The organism is Emticicia sp. MM, from assembly GCF_001649495.1.
Map to the genome: position 1 here is coordinate 33854 of NZ_LXHX01000111.1, position 22657 is coordinate 56510.

16 protein-coding genes are annotated in these 22657 nt (G+C 37.4%); 9 read left to right on the forward strand and 7 right to left on the reverse strand.

What is annotated here, in order from left to right; genetic code table 11:
• Nucleotides 1-31 precede the first annotated feature (31 nt).
• Together A6M55_RS14650 and A6M55_RS14655 are read left to right on the forward strand one after the other, a co-directional pair.
• A complete protein-coding gene (locus tag A6M55_RS14650; protein ID WP_015029287.1) occupies nt 32-601 on the forward strand; it encodes a hypothetical protein in 570 nt (189 codons plus the stop codon).
• Nucleotides 576-1718 (forward strand): DUF4097 family beta strand repeat-containing protein, encoded by a 1143-nt coding sequence (locus A6M55_RS14655; protein ID WP_064198307.1) that lies wholly within the window; start codon nt 576-578, stop codon nt 1716-1718. The genes A6M55_RS14650 and A6M55_RS14655 overlap by 26 nt, the downstream gene beginning before the upstream one ends.
• 123 nt (nt 1719-1841) lie before the next feature.
• Here A6M55_RS14655 and A6M55_RS14660 read toward each other — a convergent pair whose 3' ends face one another.
• The 6 genes from A6M55_RS14660 to A6M55_RS14685 form a co-directional block, all read right to left on the reverse strand.
• Nucleotides 1842-2999 (reverse strand): endonuclease/exonuclease/phosphatase family protein, encoded by a 1158-nt coding sequence (locus tag A6M55_RS14660; RefSeq protein WP_015029289.1) that lies wholly within the window; start codon nt 2997-2999, stop codon nt 1842-1844.
• Between the two features lie 113 nt (nt 3000-3112).
• A complete protein-coding gene (locus A6M55_RS14665) occupies nt 3113-4057 on the reverse strand; it encodes a hypothetical protein (protein WP_015029290.1) in 945 nt (314 codons plus the stop codon).
• A 109-nt stretch (nt 4058-4166) separates the two neighbouring features.
• Nucleotides 4167-5537: a HAMP domain-containing sensor histidine kinase gene (locus tag A6M55_RS14670; RefSeq protein ID WP_082893044.1), complete on the reverse strand. Its 1371-nt coding sequence runs from the start codon at nt 5535-5537 to the stop codon at nt 4167-4169.
• A gap of 38 nt (nt 5538-5575) precedes the next feature.
• Complete coding sequence (locus tag A6M55_RS14675) at nt 5576-6253, reverse strand: response regulator transcription factor (protein ID WP_041693521.1); 678 nt, start codon at nt 6251-6253, stop codon at nt 5576-5578.
• A 117-nt stretch (nt 6254-6370) separates the two neighbouring features.
• On the reverse strand, nt 6371-9211 hold the full coding sequence (locus A6M55_RS14680) for a glycosyl hydrolase (RefSeq protein ID WP_064198308.1): 2841 nt from the start codon (nt 9209-9211) through the stop codon (nt 6371-6373).
• 173 nt (nt 9212-9384) lie between these two features.
• Nucleotides 9385-10515: a glycoside hydrolase family 88 protein gene (locus A6M55_RS14685; RefSeq protein WP_064198309.1), complete on the reverse strand. Its 1131-nt coding sequence runs from the start codon at nt 10513-10515 to the stop codon at nt 9385-9387.
• A gap of 293 nt (nt 10516-10808) precedes the next feature.
• Here A6M55_RS14685 and A6M55_RS14690 point away from each other — a divergent pair, with 293 nt between their 5' ends.
• The 6 genes from A6M55_RS14690 (at nt 10809) to A6M55_RS14715 (ending at nt 19611) form a co-directional block, all read left to right on the forward strand.
• Nucleotides 10809-12188, forward strand: a complete 1380-nt coding sequence (locus A6M55_RS14690) for a Gfo/Idh/MocA family protein (protein ID WP_015029295.1) — start codon at nt 10809-10811, stop codon at nt 12186-12188.
• Nucleotides 12189-12345: 157 nt separating this feature from the next.
• Nucleotides 12346-13131: a S1/P1 nuclease gene (locus A6M55_RS14695; RefSeq protein ID WP_082893045.1), complete on the forward strand. Its 786-nt coding sequence runs from the start codon at nt 12346-12348 to the stop codon at nt 13129-13131.
• A gap of 266 nt (nt 13132-13397) precedes the next feature.
• Nucleotides 13398-13682, forward strand: a complete 285-nt coding sequence (locus A6M55_RS14700; protein ID WP_015029297.1) for a hypothetical protein — start codon at nt 13398-13400, stop codon at nt 13680-13682.
• Between the two features lie 191 nt (nt 13683-13873).
• Entirely contained in the window at nt 13874-15013 is a 1140-nt protein-coding gene (locus tag A6M55_RS14705; protein ID WP_015029298.1) for an efflux RND transporter periplasmic adaptor subunit, read from the forward strand.
• Nucleotides 15014-15026: 13 nt separating this feature from the next.
• The gene (locus tag A6M55_RS14710) at nt 15027-18185 is read left to right on the forward strand and encodes an efflux RND transporter permease subunit (protein ID WP_064198310.1); all 3159 of its coding nucleotides are present in this window, start codon (nt 15027-15029) and stop codon (nt 18183-18185) included.
• Nucleotides 18172-19611 (forward strand): TolC family protein, encoded by a 1440-nt coding sequence (locus A6M55_RS14715; protein WP_015029300.1) that lies wholly within the window; start codon nt 18172-18174, stop codon nt 19609-19611. The genes A6M55_RS14710 and A6M55_RS14715 overlap by 14 nt, the downstream gene beginning before the upstream one ends.
• A gap of 68 nt (nt 19612-19679) precedes the next feature.
• On the opposite strand, the gene A6M55_RS14720 is transcribed toward A6M55_RS14715, so the two are convergent.
• Nucleotides 19680-20000, reverse strand: coding sequence for a hypothetical protein (locus A6M55_RS14720; protein ID WP_064198311.1), 321 nt, complete (start codon nt 19998-20000; stop codon nt 19680-19682).
• Between the two features lie 136 nt (nt 20001-20136).
• Between A6M55_RS14720 and A6M55_RS14725 the strand changes: the two genes are divergently transcribed.
• Complete coding sequence (locus tag A6M55_RS14725) at nt 20137-22632, forward strand: bifunctional YncE family protein/alkaline phosphatase family protein (RefSeq protein ID WP_064198312.1); 2496 nt, start codon at nt 20137-20139, stop codon at nt 22630-22632.
• Nucleotides 22633-22657 lie beyond the last annotated feature (25 nt).

Genomic DNA, 22657 nt, shown 5'->3' on the forward strand with positions numbered 1-22657 from the left:
TTTCGCTTAAAATGCGAGGCGGCAGTATAGTATGAATAATCAATTAGAAAGATTTGTTCGAGACAACCGTGAGTCGTTTGATGATTACGAACCATCGGTCGATTTATGGAAGAAAATAGAAGCAAAAACTAATCCTACCAAACCCAAAGGTAAGATGGTGGGCTTCCAAAACTGGATTGGCAGTAAACCTAAATTTGCCTTAGGGATGGTTGCGGGTTTTGCAGTGTTTTTATTGATTAGTTACTTAGGCTACCAATACGCCAAACCTGCTGCACAAAATCCAGATATTATGGCCTTGAGTCCATCTTATGCTAAGGAACTTACACATTTTACATCGTTGGTTGAGGAGAAACGTGGAGAATTAAAGGCATTAGAGAAAGAAGACCCAGAGTTGTATCATCAATTTGATACTGAACTGACAGTGCTCGACTACAATTACCAGAATCTTCGTAAGGAATTACCGAAGAATCCAAATCAAGAGGAATTACTGAAAGCAATGATAGATAATCTTAGCATGCAGATTGATTTATTGAATCAGCAATTACAAATAATTCAGAAAATTAAAGAAGCAAAAAATGGAAAGACTAACACGATGGTTTGATTTGGCTTCTCCTAATACTCGATTGAAAGAGAAGCTGACGATATTATTTTCGCTGATAACGATTATATCTTTCGCCAATAATGGAGAAGACCCCGGCAAAGAGTGTAAACCTATCGAATGGATAGAACGCCACAAAAGTATCACGTTTGCGTATCCACTTTCGGGAAGCGATAAAGTTTCACTTGATAATCAGTTTGGTGATGTAAAGGTGAGTTTTTGGGAAAAGAATGAAGTTAAAGTAGAGGTAATGATTTTGGCCAACGCAAGTTCTGAAGAGCGTGCAGAAGATTACATCAGAAATGTGGATGTGGTGGGCAAAAAATCTGATGGTATGGTGAGTATAAAAACCACTATTGACCGTGAAGATAGCCGATACAGCAATAACACTTGGAATAAGTCGGGTAATGGTGAGAAAAATTCACTCCGCATTGATTATAAGGTATTTATGCCTAAATCAACAGTTCTGAAGGTGAAAAACTCTTTCGGTAATACTTATTTGCCAATTTTTACGGCATCGTTGGTGGTGAATCAGAGTTACGGAAAATTGATTGCCGAGGAAATTTCGAATCCAAATTCTGAGGTAAATTTAGAATTTTGTAAAGGTTCAAGCATCAAATCTATGGCGGGTGGAAAGTTAAGAGCCTCTTATTCGAGCATCAAAATGGAGCGTGCCGATGATGTAATTTTTAATAATAGTTTCGGTGAAATTGATATTAAAGAGGTTGGAAAGTTGAATGCAAAGATTTCGTATTCAAGTGGAATTATTGGCACAATCAATGAATCTTCAAATTTGAAACTAGAGTTTTCGGGTGGTTTTAAATTAGGGGAATTGGGTAAAAACGTCAAAGAATTGAATATCAACGCCAATTATTCTCCAATTAATCTGACTTTGAACGATGCCGCAGCTTATGATTTTGAAGTGAAGGCTAATTACGGAAATTTTAGTTATCCAAACGATAAAGGAGTTTCGTTTTCAAGAAATACCGAAACAGAGTCGAAAAAACAAGAGCATTATTCTTTTAACCCTACAAAATGCTACTCAGGAAAAATTGGAAAGGGTTCGCCTGAGTGTAAAATTGTTGTGAATGGGAATTTCAGTAATGTGAGGTTTAAGTAAGCAAAATTATTGATTTGAGTTTGAAAGTATAGTAGAACGCAGCTTAATTGGATGAAATGATATTTAGATGAAAATCATCTTTAACTATCACAGAATCAACATTAGCTACGTTCTATTTTTATATTATTTATAGGCTACCAAAGGAGGCGTTTCTACAAGTGATTTTTTCAATACATATTTTGCCATTACAGGAAAATGGTCAGAAAATTTTACGCTTGAAATGGTTTTACATGATGTTACGTGCCAATCTTCGCTCACAAATTGCTGGTCGATTCGAGCAAAATATGGCTGGCGATTGAGTGTAAAACCAAGTCCTTGTCCAGCTTCTTCAAAAGCATTTTGGAAGCTTAGTTTAAGCTTTCCGTAAGAATATCCAAATGGAGTTTCGTTAAAATCGCCACAAATAATAACAGGAAATTTGCTTCCTGAAACATACGATTCCACTTCACGCATTTGTTCATCTCTTTTTTCGAATCCTACTTTTAGGCGAGTAAAACTATCGGATAATTCATTAAAAAACGTCTTTACTTGTCCTTTTTTCAAAGCTTCAAGGGCTAAATTTGTGCGAATACCCATCGACCAAAGATGCACGTTAACAACCCGAACCGTATCTTGTCCGTAGGCGATATCGGCACATAAAAAACCATTGATATTGGGTTGATTACCACGGTCCCAAATTCTGCTATATTGGTTAAGAATTGGATATTGAGAAAAAAGGGCTAGACCAATTTGTTTTTGCTCTTCAAATGTGGTTAGCTTCGTAATGCCATTAGCATATTGTGCTTCGATAGCTTGATTGGGTGAGTATTCTTGAAAACAAGCAATATCAGCTTTTAGTTTTTGCCAGTGTTGGTCGGTTTTATGTGCTGGGTCGAAACATTCTCCATTAAAACTTAGCACTTTCAATGCCGAAACATCTTCAAATTTTATTTTACCATCGTTGATACCTACCATTCTTTTAATGAGTGGAAAAGTAAAGAGTATCCAGATAAAACCTGCCGTAGCAACGATTTTCTGTTGTTTGATTAATAAGTAGCAAGCTGCCACTAAACCAGTAAGAATAGCGATTGGGAGGCTCATCATGATAAAACCAGCTATCCAATGGTCGAAAATGGGATAGTAGCAAAACGCCATTGTTATGAATAAATAAGCAATAGCTGAATAAGAAATAGGATGTTGGCGGAAAATGTTAAAAAGGCTTACAGCCAATTTATGTAAGATTCCGAAGGCAACCATGGTAATGGCCGAAATAAATATTTTAAGATTAGAAAGTTTCATCATAGTATTATAGAGGTTAGGTAGGCACGGATGGGGAGGTATGAAAATTACAAAGACGGAATATGTTCATGTGGACATAGACCGTCTTTTGCAATATTAAATTGAAATGGGACTTCTTATTTTACTTCAAAACCTCCCTTACCAATTTTAAAGCCTTCAGAGTAAAGCTCTACTGTGTATTTTCCTTTGGTGAAGTTGGCTACTTTGCCAGAAACTAATTCAACTCTTTGGTCATTGTTTTCGAATGGTACACTGTTTTTGAATGTATAACCAATTTCCTTTCCATCGATTTGAGTTACACCACCGTTACCATTTTCAACCACAGCTCCGTTTGCATCAAGCACACGAACGAAAATATCTTTGTTGTTTTGTGCCGCAATCGGATTTGAAGGCATGATGAATGAAACCTTAATTTGGTCGATTCTTCTGGCTTTATATTCGCCACCATCACGCTCTTTTCCTTTTGAAGAGAGTGCAGCTACTTGTACGTTTACCGCTTTCATTGCCGAAGCTAAAGTTACTTGACGAGAAAGGTCTGTATTTTTAGTATTTACGTCGGCCAATGTAGTTGTAAGGGCTTCTTTTTCAGTTTTTAAGCTAGTATTTTCAACAATAACTTGTTGTTTTTCTGTCTCAAGTGTTTGGTTTTTAGCTACTAAAACACCATTCTCTTCTTTCAATTTACGAATATCATCATCTTTGGCGACTAAGAAGTTTTCGTAATCTTTGATTTTGGCTTCGTATTTCTGAACTGAGAAGTTGAGGTCCGACTTCAATTTCTTTTTATCGTTTTCGAGTTGAGCTTTTACTGCTTCCAACTCAGCTACGCTTCCGCCTAAACTTTGTACTTCAAGAATTTTTTGGTCTAATGATTTAGAAATTGAATCAAGTTTGATTTGTGTAGAAGAAAGTTGTTCAACTTTCGAAGTTAATGATTTTTGAAGTTCGATGGTTTCATTTCTTGCACCCATGAACAAATATCCTAAAAGAGCTAATACACCAGCCATTACACCGATGATAACTTTCAAAAGGCCATTGTTGTTAGATTGTGTTGTTTCCATTTGCTTAATAATTATGATATTAAAGTTTATGGTTACAAAGCAACAATGTCAAGGTTAAAGACGAATTAAATCGACTTTAAATTTACCTTAAAAAATGAATTGAATATTTTTATCGCTCAAATCTTAAGGTAAAGGTTGTGCCTTCTTGGTTTGAAATTACATCTACGGAGCCGTTGTGAAGTTTGGTTATTTGGGCAACAATAGCTAATCCAACTCCGTGTCCTTTTACGGAATTGGCGGTGGCATTGCTTCTATAAAATGGGCGAAAAATATAGGGTAAATCAGCGGCTGGAATAACAGGGCCTTGATTGAAAAATGAAATCATAATTCTTTGCGTATTGGCCGAGAAACTAACAAAAACACTATGGTTTTCGGAGAATTTGCAGGCATTATCCATTAAATTCATGAAAGCTACTTTGAGAGAAGCTTCATTGCCGTTGAACATGAGCGATTCTTCTTCTTCGGGAAAATCGCTAAAATCAATGTTTATTTGATAATCTTCGTGCCATTTTTTTAGCTGACTTTTAGCATCCCAAAGGAGTTCATCCATTCGAATAGGCGTGCGTTGAATGGCTTCAGCATTGACTACTGTACTAGCTAAATTCAGTAGGGTATTGGTTAGTTGTGTGAGCGTTCGTGTATCTTCTTGTAGCGATTTTAAGCTTTCTTCATAAATTTCTGGTGTACGTTTCTGCAATAAGGTGATATCAATTTGTGAATAGATTTTAGTAAGTGGGTTTTTTAATTCGTGTGAAACATTGGCAATAAACATCTTTTGCATCGTGAGGGCTTCTTCGATGCGGTCAAGCAATTGATTGAAAGTGGCAACTAATCGCCCAATTTCATCAGATTTATTGGGGTGCTCGACTCTTTTCTCGGTATTGGCAGGAAAGATTTCATTTACTTGGGCAATAATTCCTGACATCGGAGAAAGTGCCTTGTCAGAAAAGAACCAACCTGATAACCCCGAAAGAAGCAAACCAACTAAAATCATTACGGTTAAGATTTTTCTTAAATCTTCAAGGGCATCTTTACCGTTTTGGTCGATGGCACTTACAATAACCCAATAGCTTGCAGTGCCTTTTTTGAGCTGAATACCAAGGGTTTGGTAATACCCTGCATAATGGTAAGTAGCATTTTTTTGTTTTTGAATATTTGGAATAAGTTCTTCAAATAACCCTTTATATGGCTCTTGACTTGCAAAAACTAGCTTTTTTAGATTTTCATCATAGACATAAATACTCTCATCGCTTAGGAGTTCTTTATCTGCTGTGTTTACTAATTTCAAAACAGTCGTATCGGCAGTTTGAAGGTCAAAGAGTAGTGTTGTGGTTGTGATGGCACGATCTTGAAGGCGTTTGAAAAAGCGTTTTTCGAGATAAAGCTTACTAAAAAAGTACACACCCACCGAAAAAAACAATAAAATGGCTGTTACAATTGCCATAAATTGATAGGTGAGTCGAGAGCGAATATTTATCATCGAGAAAATGCTATTTTAGAAATAGTTTATATCTAGTTTCATGGTTTCTTCAATACATAACCCATACCTATGTGCGTGTGAAGAAGTTTTGGTTCGAAATCTTTGTCGATTTTCTTGCGAAGAAAATTCACATAAACTTCAATCACATTGGTGCCTGTATCGAAGGTTACATCCCAGATTTTTTCAGCTAATTCTACTTTCGAAATCACTCTTCCTTGGTGCTTGATGAAGTATTCAAGTAAAGCAAACTCTTTGGCCGTAAGTACAATTGGCTTGTCGCTGCGACTTACAGTTTTAGAATCTAAGTCCATTTCGAGGTCGGCAAATTTTAAAAGATTGGCAGTTTGAACGCTTCCAGTATTACGGCGAGTTAAGGCACGAATTCGTGCAAGTAACTCCCTAAATTCGAAAGGTTTAACCAAATAATCATCAGCACCAGCATCGAGGCCAACAATTTTATCATCTGTTGTACCTAGTGCAGTTAACAGTAAAATAGGTGATGCAACGCCTTTGGTGCGAAGTTGCTTACAAAGTTCAAGACCACTGATACCGGGCAAGATAATATCTGAAATGATAATGGTGTAATTTGTGCGAGTTGCGAGTTGTAGACCAATCAATCCATCGTATGCCACATCAACTTCCCATTGTTGCTCTTCAAGACCTTGTTTGATTAATTGCAAGGTCTTGGCTTCGTCTTCTATTACTAATATTTTCATACCGATACCGATTGGATTTACGCCAAAATTAGAAAAATTTAGAGATAAACGAAGAAAATGAAGGTATAATTGTAAATACCTACGTAAATGATAGAACAGCAATTTTAAAAATAATGATTATTTCTTCTCAACGGCTATTAGCGTTACTTTATCGAGTAGGCCAGAATCACGTGGTTGCCAATTGAGTGTAGTGAAATAACCGTTTTTACCTAAATTTGGACGTAACCTCGCCGAAATATTGATATTATAAAACTTTTGCCATACTTGTCCTTCTTTTTCAATAGCAATTACACGATTAGCCATTGAATTTGAAACTTGTACCGTTAATGTATTTTGTTCTTTAAAAAGAGTTTTCGGTACAAAAACTTTATAGCTTGGCCCAATTAAAGTACCTAAATTTTGCCCATTTAATATTACACTTGCACTTTCGGCTACTTTACCTAAATCAAGCCAATAACCAGCGGTTATATTTGTACTACTTGGTTTGGAGAAATCAAGTGTATAAGCAGCAGTGCCTGAAAAGTTTTTGTAAGCGTCTCCATCTAACTTTGTCCAAGAACCAAGCGATTGTATTTCGATAGTTTTGGGTAATGTTGGCCCTCCCTCCAAGAAACTAAGCTTCCAAGTACCTTTGAGTTCTTGTGGTTCAGCCGCCGACTTGTAATAAGCAAAATTGCTGCTTTGAACAGGCGTATTGTAGGTTTCGATAATGCAGGATTCTCCCGCCGCTAATTGCAGGTAAATTTCATTGGTTGTTGCATTGTATTTTGCCATGCCCAAGGCCCCCGTCATCGGATTATATAAAGCTGCCGATTTTGCAGAAACAGTTAGTTTTACCCAACCATCAAATGCTTTGTTGGTTTTGTTGTTGATAAAATAATAATATCCTTTATCATAGGTTTTTCTGACAAACTGAAGTCCTTCATCAATCATGGTTTCACGCCAAATTTTGGCGGTATTCATCATGGCATCTAAGTTTTCGCCTACCAAAATTGTTCCTTTGCCAACAGATGCTTGCTTGAAATTTGCCGAATTTTCTACAAAGTTCATTTCAGAAAGCAAGGCTTTGAATTTGGTTTGACGCTGAGCAAGATTACCTAAACCTGGCACATCGACAGGTAATTTTTTGTGAAAAATGATGGTAGCTCCTTCTTTAGCCAACGAAACTAACTTTTCAAATGTTTCAAGGGGGATTTGCTCACTTTCAGCCATTAAAATGGTTTTGTATTTAATTCCTCCCGTGAGAATTTGTTGATTTTGTGCTTGTAGATTTAAAATCTGACGGTCAGAAATAAAGTCAAATCCATATCCACGGTCAAGTAGTTTTTGCCCTACTTCTTTAAAATCAGTTCCATTAAATTCTGGCGTAACGCCATCAAAGTGTTCTAAAAGACCTTTAGGTGAATGTTCTGTCAGGCGGTCAGTAATTGGGAAATAGAATAATATATCATTATTACCTTTACTATTTTGTAAGAAGCTTTGGCAGCGAGCTACATAATTATTGAGCGTACCAAAATCTTTCCAGAAAGGGTTATTAGGCATGAAGTGCACGGCAGCATAAAACAACCACCCTGGATATTGAGCATCTTTTGGCGAATAACTAGTGCCGTGGTAAAAAATATGATTAATTCCACCCACCATAAATAAATCTAAAGCACGCTTTACATCGGCTAGATTCGATAAGAAATGTTCATTTTCCCAAGTGGCAGATTCAGAAGATGCCAATTTTTTACCCATCACGTTGGCAGCTGATGATGCAAATTTTATGCGGAGCAGGTCAGTACCTTCAATTTCGGGAATATCAACGACACTATATAAATCTAAGGTATTTGCTGGTGAGCCATGTGCTTGATTTCGCACGATTTTTCCCCGAGCATGTGCCCATTTTGCCCATTCAGAAGTATATTTTTCTAGAATTAAATCACCTATTGTCGTGCGATAATCGAATAAAACTCTGCGATTTAGGTCGGTATTTTCTTTGCTGAAAAGATTGGGTAAATAATTTCGTAATTCATAACCTCGACGAGTTTTAAATTCATTGAAAAGATTATCTGTCCAGTCAGATTGCCCCCGTGCATCATCAACTTCATAAGAGTCATTAAAAAAAGCACGCATACCTGAAACATCAGCTTTGGCAAATGCTTTATCAAATGCTGAAAGATAATTTTTGATGGCTTTATCAGAGAAGTGATCAATGACATCACCTTCGCCACCGGGGCCAGCACGTTCAACCATTTTTCCATGAAAACCCTGAAAAACAGCATAAAGTGTCCAATTTCCAGCAGGGGCCTGCCAGCTTAGTTTTCCTTCTTTATTCACTTTATCGGTTAGATTCAATGCTTCTCCTTTATCTGAGTAAGCCATAAGTGTTTGTAAAGGAATAGGTCGTTCGAAACGTACTTGGTCAATGGCCAATTCTTGCAAATTATCATTTTTCGAAATAGGATATTTTAAAGCACTGATTTCGGTTGATTTCGGTAAAACATAGCGTAAAAGTGGAGGTTGAACGAAATTGATATTTTCATTTAAGGTTTCTCCTTCTTTTAAGCTATAAGTTTTATGAAAAACAGCCTTGCAAGCATCTTCTGGCGTAACCCAACGACCCCCAAACGGCCAACCAGAAGCATTGGCTAAGTCGATACCTAAACCTAATCGACTGCCTTCTTTTAGGGTATGTTTAAACATATCGACCCATTTCGGAGAAAGAAAGTCAATGAATTGTGCTTCTGCACCTTTTACGCCATAAATAGGTGTAATTTCTAGTCCACCCAAGCCTACTTTTTGGTAAGCTTCCATATTGTAGGTGAGGTCTTTAGGGTTTACGGCATTACCTTCCCACCACCAACGTGTCCAAGGTTTGGTTTGTTGGGTAATTGGTTTCCATTTAGGTTGTGCCATGGCAAACGTACTTCCGAGAAGGATGATTGCCGATGTTTTGAATAGGGTTTTGTTGAGCATTTTTCTGTATTTTACTCTTTCATTGATTAATATTATTAGTTAGCGAATAAATTCGCTGTCTAATGGAATAAGGGAATGAATTCGTTTATTTCCCGACTTGAAGTCGGAAAACGCTATGAGAATTTTATCTTTTGTTTCCCCTGTTACGCATTTCAATGGGTAATTTACTGTCTTTATTTCATTTTATAAACCTCAGTGCCTGCCAATAAGAAACAACCGACACCAAAATCGGTAAAATTGGGCACTTTATCATAAGAAAGCGGTTGTCCATCTTTAGGTTCTTTGCCTGTTCCTTGTACATAACCCAAGAATCCATTGGTATGCACACAATCTTTTATCATGGCATTCATGGCTTTAGCAATGATTGGTGTATATTTTTTTTTGTTTAATAAACCTTTATTAACCCCCCAAGCCATTCCGTAGGTAAAAAGAGCCGTACCTGTGAGTTCTTTGCCCCCAAAATCGGTTTCGTCCATGAGGCTTACATTCCAAAGGCCATCCTTACGTTGAAGAGGAGGCAGTGCCTGCATCATTTCTAGAAAAGTTTTTTCGTATTCTGCACGGTGGGGTGCATTTCTAGGCATTATATCAAGTACACGCACTAAGGCAGCTATCACCCAACCATCTCCACGCGACCAATAGCAACTTTTACCCGCAGGTGTGGTATAAGGAGGGTCGAAATCTTTATCACGATACCAAAGTTTTTCGGTAGGATTATATAGGCCATTAGCACCTTCAACTGTTTTGGTGTGCATATACATTTCATACATTTTCTCAAAATAGCGGTCATCTTTATACAAAACACCCAATTGTGCGAAAACAGGCATAGCCATTTGAAGGGCATCAATCCAAGTCCAGTCATCTTTTTTTGAGCTATCGACCATATTATCAATACACGCTTTTATATCTTTTATTCGCTCAGGCTTTGGGTCGATTAAATATAAATCAATGTAAGTTTGTCCGCAGCATTGGTCATCTCCATTGCGAGTTTTCGTGCCATTCCTCAAACCCCATTTATGGGCTTCTCCCCACGAAACAGCGTAATTATAATAAGTTTCTTGTTTATCAATTTTATAAAGAGCCATAAGTCCTTCGTAATAAACGCCACGTGTCCAGATATTACTTGGGCGAGTTTTGTCAGGAGCCCAAATAGGTTTGCTCACATCAGGCCATTCGTTCATGAAATAAGCATTGGCCGATCTTAAAGTCTGTAATAATTCTTTTTTTGGAGGTAGACTTTGAGCCTTTGATTGATTGAAAATAAAGCAAAAAACGAGTAGCGATGAGCAAATGAAACGTCGCATATTGGAAATGTAAGATGAGAGATGTAAGTCTGTGCACAATATTAATTATGCCATCATTAATATGACAAATGTAAGACTTCAGTAGGCTTTTTACTCTCCTGTGCTCTCACGGAAAATAGATGTGTGAAGTCGATAAATATGGCTTGGTGGTCGAAGATTTGAGGCTTATTAAAAAAATTTAAAATAAAATTCTTAAAATCGTGGAAGAAAGCCTTTTCTGTACTAAATTCAACTCGACAAAACAATCACAAGCAATACTAAATATTGCCTAAACATTCAATCCTAAACATATCATGCAATCAACACGTAGAAAATTTATCAAGAGCGTCGGAATGGCTTCTGCTTTATTCGCTACCGATTCTTTTGCGAAGCCTTTCAACATCATCAAAGACCTAAAAAAAGTTAGCCCGAATGACAAACTGCGTTTTGCAACCATCGGATTTGGTATTCAAGGCCATGGAGATACTCGTGCTGCTTTGAGAAACCCTGATGTAGAGTTTGTGGCGGTCGCCGATTTATACGATGGTCGATTGACACATGCAAAAGAGGCATTCAATAAAGACCTTTTCACTACGCGTGATTACCGTGAAATTTTAGATAGAAAAGATATTGATGCTGTAATTGTGGCTACACCAGACCACTGGCACGACCACATTAGTATTGCAGCCATGAAGGCAGGTAAGAATGTTTATTGCCAAAAGCCAATGGTTCAACACATTGATGAAGGCCATGCAATGATTGATACTTGGCGTAAAACAGGTAAAACTGTACAAGTAGGAAGTCAGCCAAGTAGTGGAGCGGCTTACGCTGAGGCTCGCAGATTGATGAAAACTGGAGCGATTGGTGAACTGAACTTTATTGAAGCTACTTATGACCGCTATAGTGCATTAGGTGCTTGGACTTATTCGATTCCACCAGATGCTTCGCCAAAAACGATTGATTGGGATACTTTTTTAGGAGATGCTCCAAAACGTCCATTTGATGCAACTCGCTTCTTCCGTTGGAGAAATTATCGTGATTATGGTACTGGGGTAGCAGGCGATTTATTCGTGCATCTTATTACGGGTATGCACTTTGCAACTGGAGCCATTGGTCCAGAAAGAATATTTGCTTCAGGAGAATTGAGCTACTGGAAAGATGGTCGTGATGTGCCAGATGTAATGGTAACGGTATTAGATTATCCACAGACTGAAAAACACACCAAATTCCAAGCTGTATTGCGTGTAAACTTTGCCAATGCAGGTTCTATTAAAAACGTGACGCGTATTGTAGGAACTGAGGGTGAAATTTTATGGAATGCTCAAGGGCTTACACTTACAAAGCGTAAACTTCCAAAAGCTCCGGGTTATGGTTCTGGCGAAAGTTATGCTACTTTCTCGAATGAAATGCAAGCAGAATATAAGAAAGAATACGATGCAAAATATGCCGAGTCTGACCGTGTAGCACCACCAGTTGAAGAAATTAAATACGAAACCCCAAAAGAAGATGACCCACACGCACAACATTTCAGAAATTTCTTTGATAATGTGCGTAAAGGAAGTCAAGAAACAGCCCAAGACCCTGTATTTGGTTTCCGTGCAGCGGCTCCAGCTTTAGCTTGTAATTTGAGCTATTTCGAAAATAAAATTGTGCACTGGGATCCAGTTGCGATGAAAGTATTGAAGAAAAAATAAACCTTCCCCTTATATTGCTAACCACGGGTTTCACCATTATTTGGCGAGTAATAGTATAAATTTTATCTAAACTTTGTACTACAGTTGTCAAAATCTCGGTGAAAGTCCGTGGTTTATTCTTTAATTTGCACCTAATTTTAAACAAACCATTAAAAAAATGATTAAAAAAGTATCTATACTAATTCTGTTGTTTACGTTTTCTCTACAAACTTTTGCTTGGGGGCCAACGGGGCATCGAGTAGTAGGACAAATAGCTAATTCTTATCTTTCTGGTAAGGCCAAACGTAATATTCGTAAAATATTAGGTACTGAATCAGTTGCCATTTCGAGCAATTGGGCTGATTTTATCAAGTCAGATACTTCCTATAAATATTTAGATTCTTGGCATTATATTAACATCAAAGCAGGTTTAAATAATACCGAGTTTACAAATTATTTGAATAACGATAAAGGCATAGATGCTTACACAAAACTTAATTTTTTGATTGGAGAATTAAAGAAAAAAGAACTATCAATTGAGCAAAAACGAATGTATTTACGCTTATTGATTCACATTGCGGGCGATATTCATCAACCCATGCACGTAAGTCGTGCTGAAGATTTGGGCGGCAATAGAATCAAAGCTTTTTGGTTTTCTGATGCTACCAACTTACACGCCTTGTGGGATGATAAAATCATCGAATTTCAGAAACTCAGCTATACTGAGTATGCTACAAGCATCAACCATGCTTCAAAAGAGCAGCGTCGTGAGTGGCAAAAACAACCGATGACTCAGTGGTTCTTTGAGTCGTATCAGATTGCTAATAAACTCTATGCCGATATTAAGCAACCAGAACCAAGATTAACCTTTCGCTATAATTTTGATAATATAGATACCCTCAATCAACAACTCTTGAAGGGTGGAATAAGACTAGCTGGTTTATTAAACGAAATTTTTGGCTAAACCAAAATCATTAAAAAGTGATAAAATATATTAGGCAAGAATGGAGAATTTTTAAAATCTAATTAAATTCTAATTTCTTGCCTAAATTGCGTTTATAGCTTGATTTAAGCCATTTTATTAGTAATTTCATCTACAAAAAGCCTCTATTGGTATCCTTCTCAAATCGAACAATTCGATACTATGACTTGTTTAAGTTATATTTGCTAAAACAAATATTTATCGAACATCTTGTGAGAAAACAAATTCTTTCATCAACATACTTTCTAATGCTTCTGCTTACTCTACTGACAAGTAGTTATGCTGTGTTGTGTGATATGTCGGCGAAAGATGGCATTTGTTCATCAGACACGGATATCGAATTAGTTGATGATGGAGGAATTTCAGATTTACCCTTCGATTCAGGATTCGAGCAAATAAATGATAACTTTATTGAACGAATCACAGATTTTAGTTTCAATAACTTTGCTTTTATCAATAACGACTTTTCATACCTTCAAAATACTTATAAGATATACTTAGGCTTACACACACCACCTCCTAAGTATATATAACTACTTTCAAATTTTACTTCCTATTATTTTGTGAAAATAAAAAATGGCCAAATGTTATTTGGTTGTATGTTTATTTTTGTACGATTCCAATAAAGAAATTTGACTTTCGAAGAAAACTTTGTAAGTCAGATTAAAATGTTTTAATTCCATTATAACTCATTGATTTTCTAAGCTTTACAATTGACCAAAGAATGAAAACGAAACACGCACTATTAGGTATTTGTACGGTAATTATTGTATCGTCTTGTGCTAACAAAGAGGAGCAGAAAAAGCAAACCGTCGATTATTTTCCGGTAACCTCGCCAATGGTAGTTGATACGACATTACATACTGATTATGTAGCCGAAATCAATGCCGTTCAGAATGTTGAAATTAGAGCCAGAGTAAAAGGCTATCTTGATAAAATTTATATTGATGAAGGTAAGTATGTGAAGCAAGGACAACTTCTCTTTAGTATTCATAACCCAGAATTAAGCGAGGAGGTAATAAAGGCATCGGCTATCACAAAAAGTGCTATTACGGAGCTAAGAGCCGCCGAGATAGATTTGAGTAATGTGAAACGTTTGGTAGAGAAAAACGTAGTATCAAATACTGAGCTTGAAGCGGCTAAAAATAAAGTAGAAATGATGAAAGCAAAAGTTGAAGAAGCCAAAGCCAATGAGTCATTTTCTAAAATTCAGATTACTTATACGCAAATTCGAGCACCATTTAGTGGAATCGTTAATCGTATTCCAAATAAAACGGGTTCGTTGATAGAAGATGGAACACTTCTGACTAGCATTTCGAAAAACGATGAAGTTTTTGCCTATTTCGATGTTTCAGAGAAAGAATATCTTAACTATTTGACCAATTTCAAGGAAAATGCACATAATTCAAGTAATGTAACCTTGATTTTGGCCAATGGTGAAGAGCATCCTTTTAAAGGAAAAATCGAAACAACAGAAGGTGAAATAGAGCCAAGTACAGGTAATATTGCTTTCAGAGCGAGATTTAGTAATCCAGAAAAAGTACTTAAACACGGAGCGAGTGGCAAGATTCGCTTACTGAAAAAGTATAAAAATGCCATGATTATTCCACAAAAAGCAACTTTCGAAATTCAAGACCGAATGTATGTGTATGTGATTGATGCTAAAAATCAAGTAAAATCAAAGCCAATTATTTCGAAGCATCGAATGCCACACTACTATATCGTTGAATCAGGTCTTGATAAAGGCGATAAGATTATTTACGAGGGTATCCAAAATGTGAAAGATGGTATGACAGTGAAACCTCAGTTTATTGATATGGACGAGATTTCTAAAGAACTAACGTATGTGAACTCACCCGAATAATTCCACCTTAAATATGTTTACAAATTTCATAAATCGACCAGTACTTTCACTGGTTATATCAATTTTTATTGTCTTGATGGGCGTATTGGCCATGACAGGCCTACCAATTACGCAGTATCCTGACATTGCTCCGCCAGCAGTTTCTGTAATTACAAAGTATACTGGAGCCAATGCCGAAGTTTGTGCTAAAGCCGTAGTTACTCCCCTTGAGCGTGCGATTAATGGTGTGCCAGGAATGACCTACATGACCTCGGTTTCTGGTAATGATGGTACGAGTATTATACAAGTTTATTTTGAAGTAGGAACCGACCCCGATGTAGCAGCAGTAAACGTGCAAAACCGTGTGACAACTGTACTTGATGAACTTCCAGAAGAAGTAATCAAAGCGGGGGTTTCGACCGAAAAAGAAGTGAATAGTATGTTGATGTACATAAACTTGATTAGTGATGATACAACACTTGATGAAAAATTTATTTATAACTTCGCCGATATTAACGTTCTTGCCGAATTAAAGCGTATTGATGGGGTAGGGTTTGTTGACATTATGGGTTCACGTGAGTATGCTATGCGTGTTTGGCTTAAACCCGCCAGAATGGATGCCTACGAGATTTCGGCCGAAGATATTATTACTGCTCTAAAGGCTCAAAACGTTGAAGCTGCACCAGGAAAAGTAGGTGAAAGTTCGGGCCGTCAACCACAGTCTTTACAGTATGTATTGCGTTATACTGGTAAAATGACTACCAAGGAGCAATACGAAAATGTGGTTATTAAGGTAACCGATAGCGGTGAAATGCTCCGTTTGAAAGATGTCGCTGATTTAGAATTTGGCTCTTTAGATTACGATGTACTTTCGAAAGAAAATGGCAAGCCATCAGCAGCTATAGTATTGAAGCAGCGACCAGGCTCAAATGCTAGTGAAGTTATTCAGAATATCAAGAATCGTTTAGATTTCTTGAAAGAAACAACTTTCCCACCGGGAATGAAATATACAATCAGCTATGATGTATCGAGGTTCTTAGATGCCTCTATTCATGAAGTAATTAAAACCCTCATCGAGGCCTTTATTTTGGTGGCTATTGTGGTATTTTTATTTTTACAAGATTTCCGCTCGACACTCATTCCAGTATTAGCCGTACCTGTTTCGTTGGTCGGTACTTTTGCCTTCATGCAATTGTTTGGTTTTTCTATCAACTTACTTACACTTTTTGCCTTAGTTTTAGCCATTGGTATTGTGGTTGATAATGCTATTGTTGTGGTCGAGGCTGTCCATGCCAAGATGGAAGAAAAACACATTGGCCCTCGTGAAGCCACCATTGAGTCGATGGATGAAATTAGTGGGGCGATTATCGCTATCACATTGGTGATGTCAGCAGTATTTGTTCCAGTTGCATTTTTATCTGGGCCTGTTGGTGTATTTTATCGACAGTTTTCCGTCACAATGGCCATTTCTATCGTTATTTCGGGGGTAAATGCCCTTACACTTACGCCTGCTTTGTGTGCCTTAATGCTCAAAAATGTGCATGCTGAAGGGCATAAAGATAATTTCCTTACTCGTTTTTTTAAAAAATTCAATCAAGCATACGACCGCCTTTCGGAGCGTTATGGTAGTTTATTACGACTCATTGCTAATCGTCGAGTAGTTACTTTTGGGGTTTTAGCAGCCTTTTGTGTGGCTACCTGGGGAGTAGGAAGCGTACTACCAACGAGTTTTATTCCAACCGAAGACCAAGGTACTATATATGCCAATATTACTACCCCCGTAGGTGCCACACTCGAGCGTACGGAAGAAATAATGAATGAAATTGATAGAATATCAAAGACTATTCCAGAAGTAGAGTCTATTTCAAGTCTTTCGGGTTTTAGTATGATGACCGATGGGGTAGGAGCATCGTTTGGTATGAGTACTATCAACCTTAAACCTTGGGATGCGAGAAAAGCTACGGCAGATGATATTATTGCTCAACTGATAGAAAAAACTAAGCATATCAAAGGAGCAGAAATACAGTTTTTCCCACCACCAGCCGTACCAGGTTTTGGAAATGCCAGCGGTTTTGAGGTTCGTTTATTAGACAAGACTGGTTCGGGGAATTTACAAAAGACAGCCGAAGTAGCGGAAAAATTCATTGGAGCATTGAAGCGTCGTCCTGAAATTAAAGATGCCTTCTCAAGTTTCAATCCGAACTTCCCGCAATACATGATTCACGTCGACCAAGATATGGCAGCTAAAAAAGGTATTTCGGTTGATGCAGCTATGAGTAATCTACAATCGCTCATTGGTAGTTATTATGCTACAAACTTTATATTATTTGGTCAGATGTATAAAGTAATGATTCAGGCCGACCCTAAATATCGTGCTTTACCAGAGGATATCATGAATTTGCGTATTAAGAATAAAAAAGGCGAGATGGTGCCGTATGCAATTTTTAGTCGCATCGAACGTGTCTATGGACCAGAACAACTTACCCGCTATAATATGTATGTATCGGCCATGCTCAATGGTGAAGCAGCAGATGGGTATAGCTCGGGTGATGCCATTAAGGCCATTGAAGAAGTTGCTAAAACTGAGTTGCCCCGTGGCTACACTTATGAATGGTCAGGTATGACCCGAGAAGAAGTACTTTCAGGCGACCAAGTTATCTATATTTTTATTATTTGTTTGATTTTTGTTTATCTACTTCTTTCAGCTCAATACGAAAGTTTCATGTTACCGTTGCCAGTAATTCTTTCATTGCCTGTTGGCATTTTTGGCTCGTTGCTTTTCTTGTATTTGTTTGGTTTAGAAAATAATATTTATGCCCAAGTAGCGATGGTCATGCTCATTGGATTATTGGGTAAAAATGCCATTTTAATTATAGAATTTGCAGTACTTCAAAGAAAGCAAGGAAAAACGATTCTCGAAGCGGCAGTAGGTGGAGCAGTAGCACGTTTTCGCCCAATTCTCATGACTTCATTTGCCTTTGTAGCTGGCTTAATTCCGCTTATGATGGCATCGGGAGCAGGAGCAATCGGAAATAAAACCATTGGTACAGCCGCCGCAGGTGGTATGATTTTCGGTACAGTTTTCGGGGTAGTAATTATTCCGGGCTTGTATGTGATTTTTGCTAAACTAAGCGAGCGGAAACCCCAAAAAAATTCCAAAGGACAATTAAAAGAAGCATATGTTAAAGCATAAAATTATATATCTAATAACCATAGTTGTATTGATTTCAAGCTGTAAGGTTAAGCAAGAAATTCCACAGAATAAACCACTTTTGGTAATGCCCAATAAGTTTACTACACGTGTGGATAGTATTCAGTCGAGTATTCCAATGGCCCGACAATTCTTCAAGGACTCGATTCTTATAGCTTTAATTGATACAGCTTTAAATAATAATTTCGATTTACAGATGACCCTTCAAAAAATCGAAATTGCACGAGCGGGTGTACGTCTAACAAAAGGTTTGGGAAAGCCAGATTTAGCTGGAAACTTTGCGATAGGTCAAAGAAAATTCGGAAATTACACCATAGACGGTGTGGGTAATTATGATACTCAGTTTTCGACTAATATTAATGAGAAACAGCGTATTCCAGACCCCATTATTCCAGATTATTATTTAGGGATACAATCATCTTGGGAGATTGATTTGTGGGGAAAACTTAAATCTCAAAAATCGTCAGCAGCGGCTCGTTTATTGGCATCGGAAGCAGGGAGGAATTTAGTCGTGAGCGAGTTGGTTGCACAAATCGCATCAGCTTATTACGAGCTATTGATTCTTGATAATGAATTAGATTTTTTGGAAGAAAATATCATATTACAGGAACGTGCCGTCGAATTAACCCGTATTTTGAAGCAATCTGGTCAGGGTAACCAGTTAGGTGTTGATTTACTTAATGCTCAGTTGCTAAGCTCGAAAGCTATGAAAATAGAAGTAAAGCAAGAAATCATTGAAGCTGAAAGTAAAATTAATTTCTTGGTGGGGCGTTATCCACAGAATATAAGTAGAGCAAAAATCGTTTGGGCAAATGTAATTCCGCCCAAATTAACTGCTGGCATTCCGTCTAAATTACTTGAAAATCGACCAGATATCAAACAAGCAGAATACGATTTGTTGGCTACCAATGCCAATTTATTTACAGCTAAAGCAGCTTTCTATCCTTCACTCAATATAACAGGTGCAATGGGGCTACAAGCTTTCAAAGCTTTAGTATTTCTGAATCCAGCATCTTTTGCGATGAATACCTTTGGTGGCCTCACAGCACCTTTGGCCAATCGTCGTCAGATTATTTCTGATTTAATGGCCGCCAAGGCTGAACAAAAAACAGCTTATACGAATTATCAGAAAACAATTGTGAATAGTTTTACGGAAGTATACAATCATTTGAATCTGATACAAAATACAAATGAAATGTATGACCTAAAAGTACAAGAAGTAGATGTTTTGCGTCAGTCAATCAATAACTCTTCAGAATTATTTCGTTCGGGTAGAGCAACTTATATAGAGGTAATTACCGCACAAAAAAATGCTCTGCAATCGCAAATTGAATTGATTAATCTAAAAAAACGCCAATATTCAGCGGTTATTGGACTTTATAAATCGCTCGGTGGCGGTTGGAGATAAACAACAGCATCTGTGGCATACTTCAAAAGTGTGCCACAGATGTTTATTGTATTCATAACTATGCAGGGTTATATCATTAACTTATCACCGTTCACACCTGCAATACGCATAGCTTCGTATTCCATTTCAACAATAAACTCGGTTTGCTCTTGGTCAAAGATTTCGTTGTCCCAGGCATTGAAATAAAGCTGAGTCTTAGTTTGAATATTTTCTACTTCCGCCTGTAGTTGTGAAATCAAGAAATCGGTGAATCGAATCACTTCTTGTTCCATTAGGGCTATTATTTCTGCCGAGGGCATTTCATATTTACGGTCTTCCCACTCATCTTGCTGAAATCGCTCTTTAAGTTTAAAAACCTCTAATAATTCTATACGTTCTTGATTTGACATCGAAAAATCTAAATTTTACCTAAAGGTAGGTACATTCATACATTTCTAAAAAATATCACGAAATCTTTATACAGATTTCAGCTGATATTTTCAGAAAAAGACATTATTTTGTTGAATATTCATCTTAACGAAAACTATGAAAAAAATTCTATTCCTCTGTATTTTAGGACTGTTGGGCCATTATGGTTGCAAAAAGCCTGCATCAAACCAAAATATTGAAACGGCTCTTATCAAGCAATTAGCTGCTAAACGAGTAAAACTTCCCAATGGTTGGGCTTTAACACCAGTTGGAAAGACTATCGAATTACGGCATGATTTACCACTAAATATCGTAATTTCTCCCTCAAAAAAGTACATGGCTATCACGAATAATGGACAAGGAAAACAGAGTGTAGCTCTTATTGACCTTGAAAATGAGGCTATTCTCGATGATGAGCCAATTGCAAAATCTTGGGTAGGCTTGACTTTTAGTAATGATGAACAAAATATTTATGTATCTGGAGGGAATGATAATAAAATCAATATTTATTCAACTAAAAATAAAACATTAACACCCGATTCTGCCATTATTTTAGGGAAACCTTGGCCTAATAAAATTTCACCAACTGGGCTTTGTGTCGATTCTGATAAGCATTTACTTTACGCTGTCACGAAAGAAAATAACAGCCTTTATATTTGTGATACGAAAGACCGAAAAGTTTTAAAGCAATTCAACTTGCCTAACGAAGCCTACACCTGTGTTTTATCTCCGAACAAAAAACAACTATACATAACTTTGTGGGGAGGAGCAAAAGTGGCAGTATTTGATACTGAAAAACAGGTGGTTACTTCTCAAATAGAGGTAGATAAAAATCCTAATGATATCATTCTTACCAAAGATGGAAAATATCTTTTTGTTTCGCATGGAAATGATAATACCGTTTCGGTAATCGAAACAGCATCTAACAAAAAGATAGAGACACTTTCGGCATCTTTATATCCAGACTCTCCCTTAGGAACAACACCCAATGGCGTGGCTCTAAGTGAAGATGAAACAAAACTTTTTATTGCAAATGCCGATAATAATTGTTTAGCTGTTTTTGATGTAACTGAAAAAGGGAAAAGTCGTTCATTGGGTTTTATTCCTACAGGATGGTATCCAACGGCAGTAAAAGTTATTGGAAATAAAATTTACGTGACAAACGGGAAAGGAATGACTTCTTTGCCTAACCCTAAGGGGCCAAATCCTAATCTTTCGAAAGCTCCACAATACAAAGGGCCAAATTTCGAAGCAAATCGTGATGAAACGGAATATATTGGTGGACTTTTCAAAGGTACTCTCTCAATCATTGATATGCCTGATGAGCGTACCTTAGCGGCATATTCGCAGTTGGTTTATGAAAATACACCTTATAACAAACAAAAAGAATTAATGGCCGAAGGTGAAGTGGGCAATCCGATTCCGATGAAAGTTGGAGATGCTTCGCCAATTAAGTATGTATTTTATATTGTGAAAGAAAATCGTACTTATGACCAAGTTTTAGGCGATGTTAAGAAAGGCAATGGAGACCCGAGCCTTTGTCTTTTTCCGGAGAATATTACACCCAATCAGCATAAATTAGTCAATGAATTTGTATTGCTCGATAACTTCTATGTTGATGCCGAAGTGAGTGCCGATGGACATAACTGGTCGATGGCGGCTTATGCCAATGATTATGTAGAAAAAACTTGGGTGATTAGCTATGGTGGAAGAGGGGGAAATTATGACTACGAAGGAAGTAGAAATATTGCACATCCTAAAAATGGCTTTATTTGGGACCACGCCAAGCGTGCAGGAGTTACTTATCGAACCTACGGTGAATTTGCAGAAGCTAGTCAAAATGTACCTTCTTTAGCCACTGCCAATGCTGTTTGTAAAACCTTTAAAGGATATAATCTGGCGTACCAAGATATTAAACGTGAAAAAGAATGGGAAGCTGACTTTGATTCTTTGCTCAATATCAATGCTTTGCCTCGCCTAAATACCATTCGTTTGGGTAATGACCATACTTCGGGGGCAAGGGTAGGAGCTTATTCGCCTTTTGCGGCTGTTGCTGATAATGATTTAGCCGTTGGGCGATTAGTTGAGCATCTTTCTAAATCAAAAATCTGGAAAGAATCAGTGGTATTTATCCTTGAAGATGATGCTCAAAATGGACCCGACCATGTGGATGCTCACCGTTCGACTGCCTATGTTGCTGGTGGATTTGTGAAAAGAGGTTTTGTTGACCACACCATGTACTCAACATCTTCGATGCTACGCACCATTGAATTGATTTTAGGCATGAAACCTATGAGCCAATATGATGCCGCCGCTCGTCCGATGTATCGTTGTTTCAGTAAACAAGCCAATACAACGGCCTTTCAAGCGGTTGAACCTTTGACCGATATTAATGCTAAAAATGTGGCGGTAAATCGAAACTCTATTCGTTCACAGAAACTCAATTTAGCTCAACCAGATGCCATTAATGATTTAGAGTTTAGTGAAATTGTATGGCAGACAGTTAGAGGATTAAATAGCAAAATGCCATCACCTAAGCGTAGTGCATTTGTAAGGTTAGGAAAAGGAGATGACGAAGAAGAGGATGAAGATGGTGATGACGACGATGATTGAAAATATTCTTATCTGATTTAAAACA

Coding starts and splice junctions, on each gene's coding strand:
- A6M55_RS14650 (WP_015029287.1), top strand. CDS start 32: ATGAATAATCAATTAGAAAGATTTGTTCGAGACAACCGTGAGTCGTTT.
- A6M55_RS14655 (WP_064198307.1), top strand. CDS start 576: ATGGAAAGACTAACACGATGGTTTGATTTGGCTTCTCCTAATACTCGA.
- A6M55_RS14660 (WP_015029289.1), bottom strand. CDS start 2,999: ATGATGAAACTTTCTAATCTTAAAATATTTATTTCGGCCATTACCATG.
- A6M55_RS14665 (WP_015029290.1), bottom strand. CDS start 4,057: ATGGAAACAACACAATCTAACAACAATGGCCTTTTGAAAGTTATCATC.
- A6M55_RS14670 (WP_082893044.1), bottom strand. CDS start 5,537: ATGATAAATATTCGCTCTCGACTCACCTATCAATTTATGGCAATTGTA.
- A6M55_RS14675 (WP_041693521.1), bottom strand. CDS start 6,253: ATGAAAATATTAGTAATAGAAGACGAAGCCAAGACCTTGCAATTAATC.
- A6M55_RS14680 (WP_064198308.1), bottom strand. CDS start 9,211: ATGCTCAACAAAACCCTATTCAAAACATCGGCAATCATCCTTCTCGGA.
- A6M55_RS14685 (WP_064198309.1), bottom strand. CDS start 10,515: ATGCGACGTTTCATTTGCTCATCGCTACTCGTTTTTTGCTTTATTTTC.
- A6M55_RS14690 (WP_015029295.1), top strand. CDS start 10,809: ATGCAATCAACACGTAGAAAATTTATCAAGAGCGTCGGAATGGCTTCT.
- A6M55_RS14695 (WP_082893045.1), top strand. CDS start 12,346: ATGATTAAAAAAGTATCTATACTAATTCTGTTGTTTACGTTTTCTCTA.
- A6M55_RS14700 (WP_015029297.1), top strand. CDS start 13,398: ATGCTTCTGCTTACTCTACTGACAAGTAGTTATGCTGTGTTGTGTGAT.
- A6M55_RS14705 (WP_015029298.1), top strand. CDS start 13,874: ATGAAAACGAAACACGCACTATTAGGTATTTGTACGGTAATTATTGTA.
- A6M55_RS14710 (WP_064198310.1), top strand. CDS start 15,027: ATGTTTACAAATTTCATAAATCGACCAGTACTTTCACTGGTTATATCA.
- A6M55_RS14715 (WP_015029300.1), top strand. CDS start 18,172: ATGTTAAAGCATAAAATTATATATCTAATAACCATAGTTGTATTGATT.
- A6M55_RS14720 (WP_064198311.1), bottom strand. CDS start 20,000: ATGTCAAATCAAGAACGTATAGAATTATTAGAGGTTTTTAAACTTAAA.
- A6M55_RS14725 (WP_064198312.1), top strand. CDS start 20,137: ATGAAAAAAATTCTATTCCTCTGTATTTTAGGACTGTTGGGCCATTAT.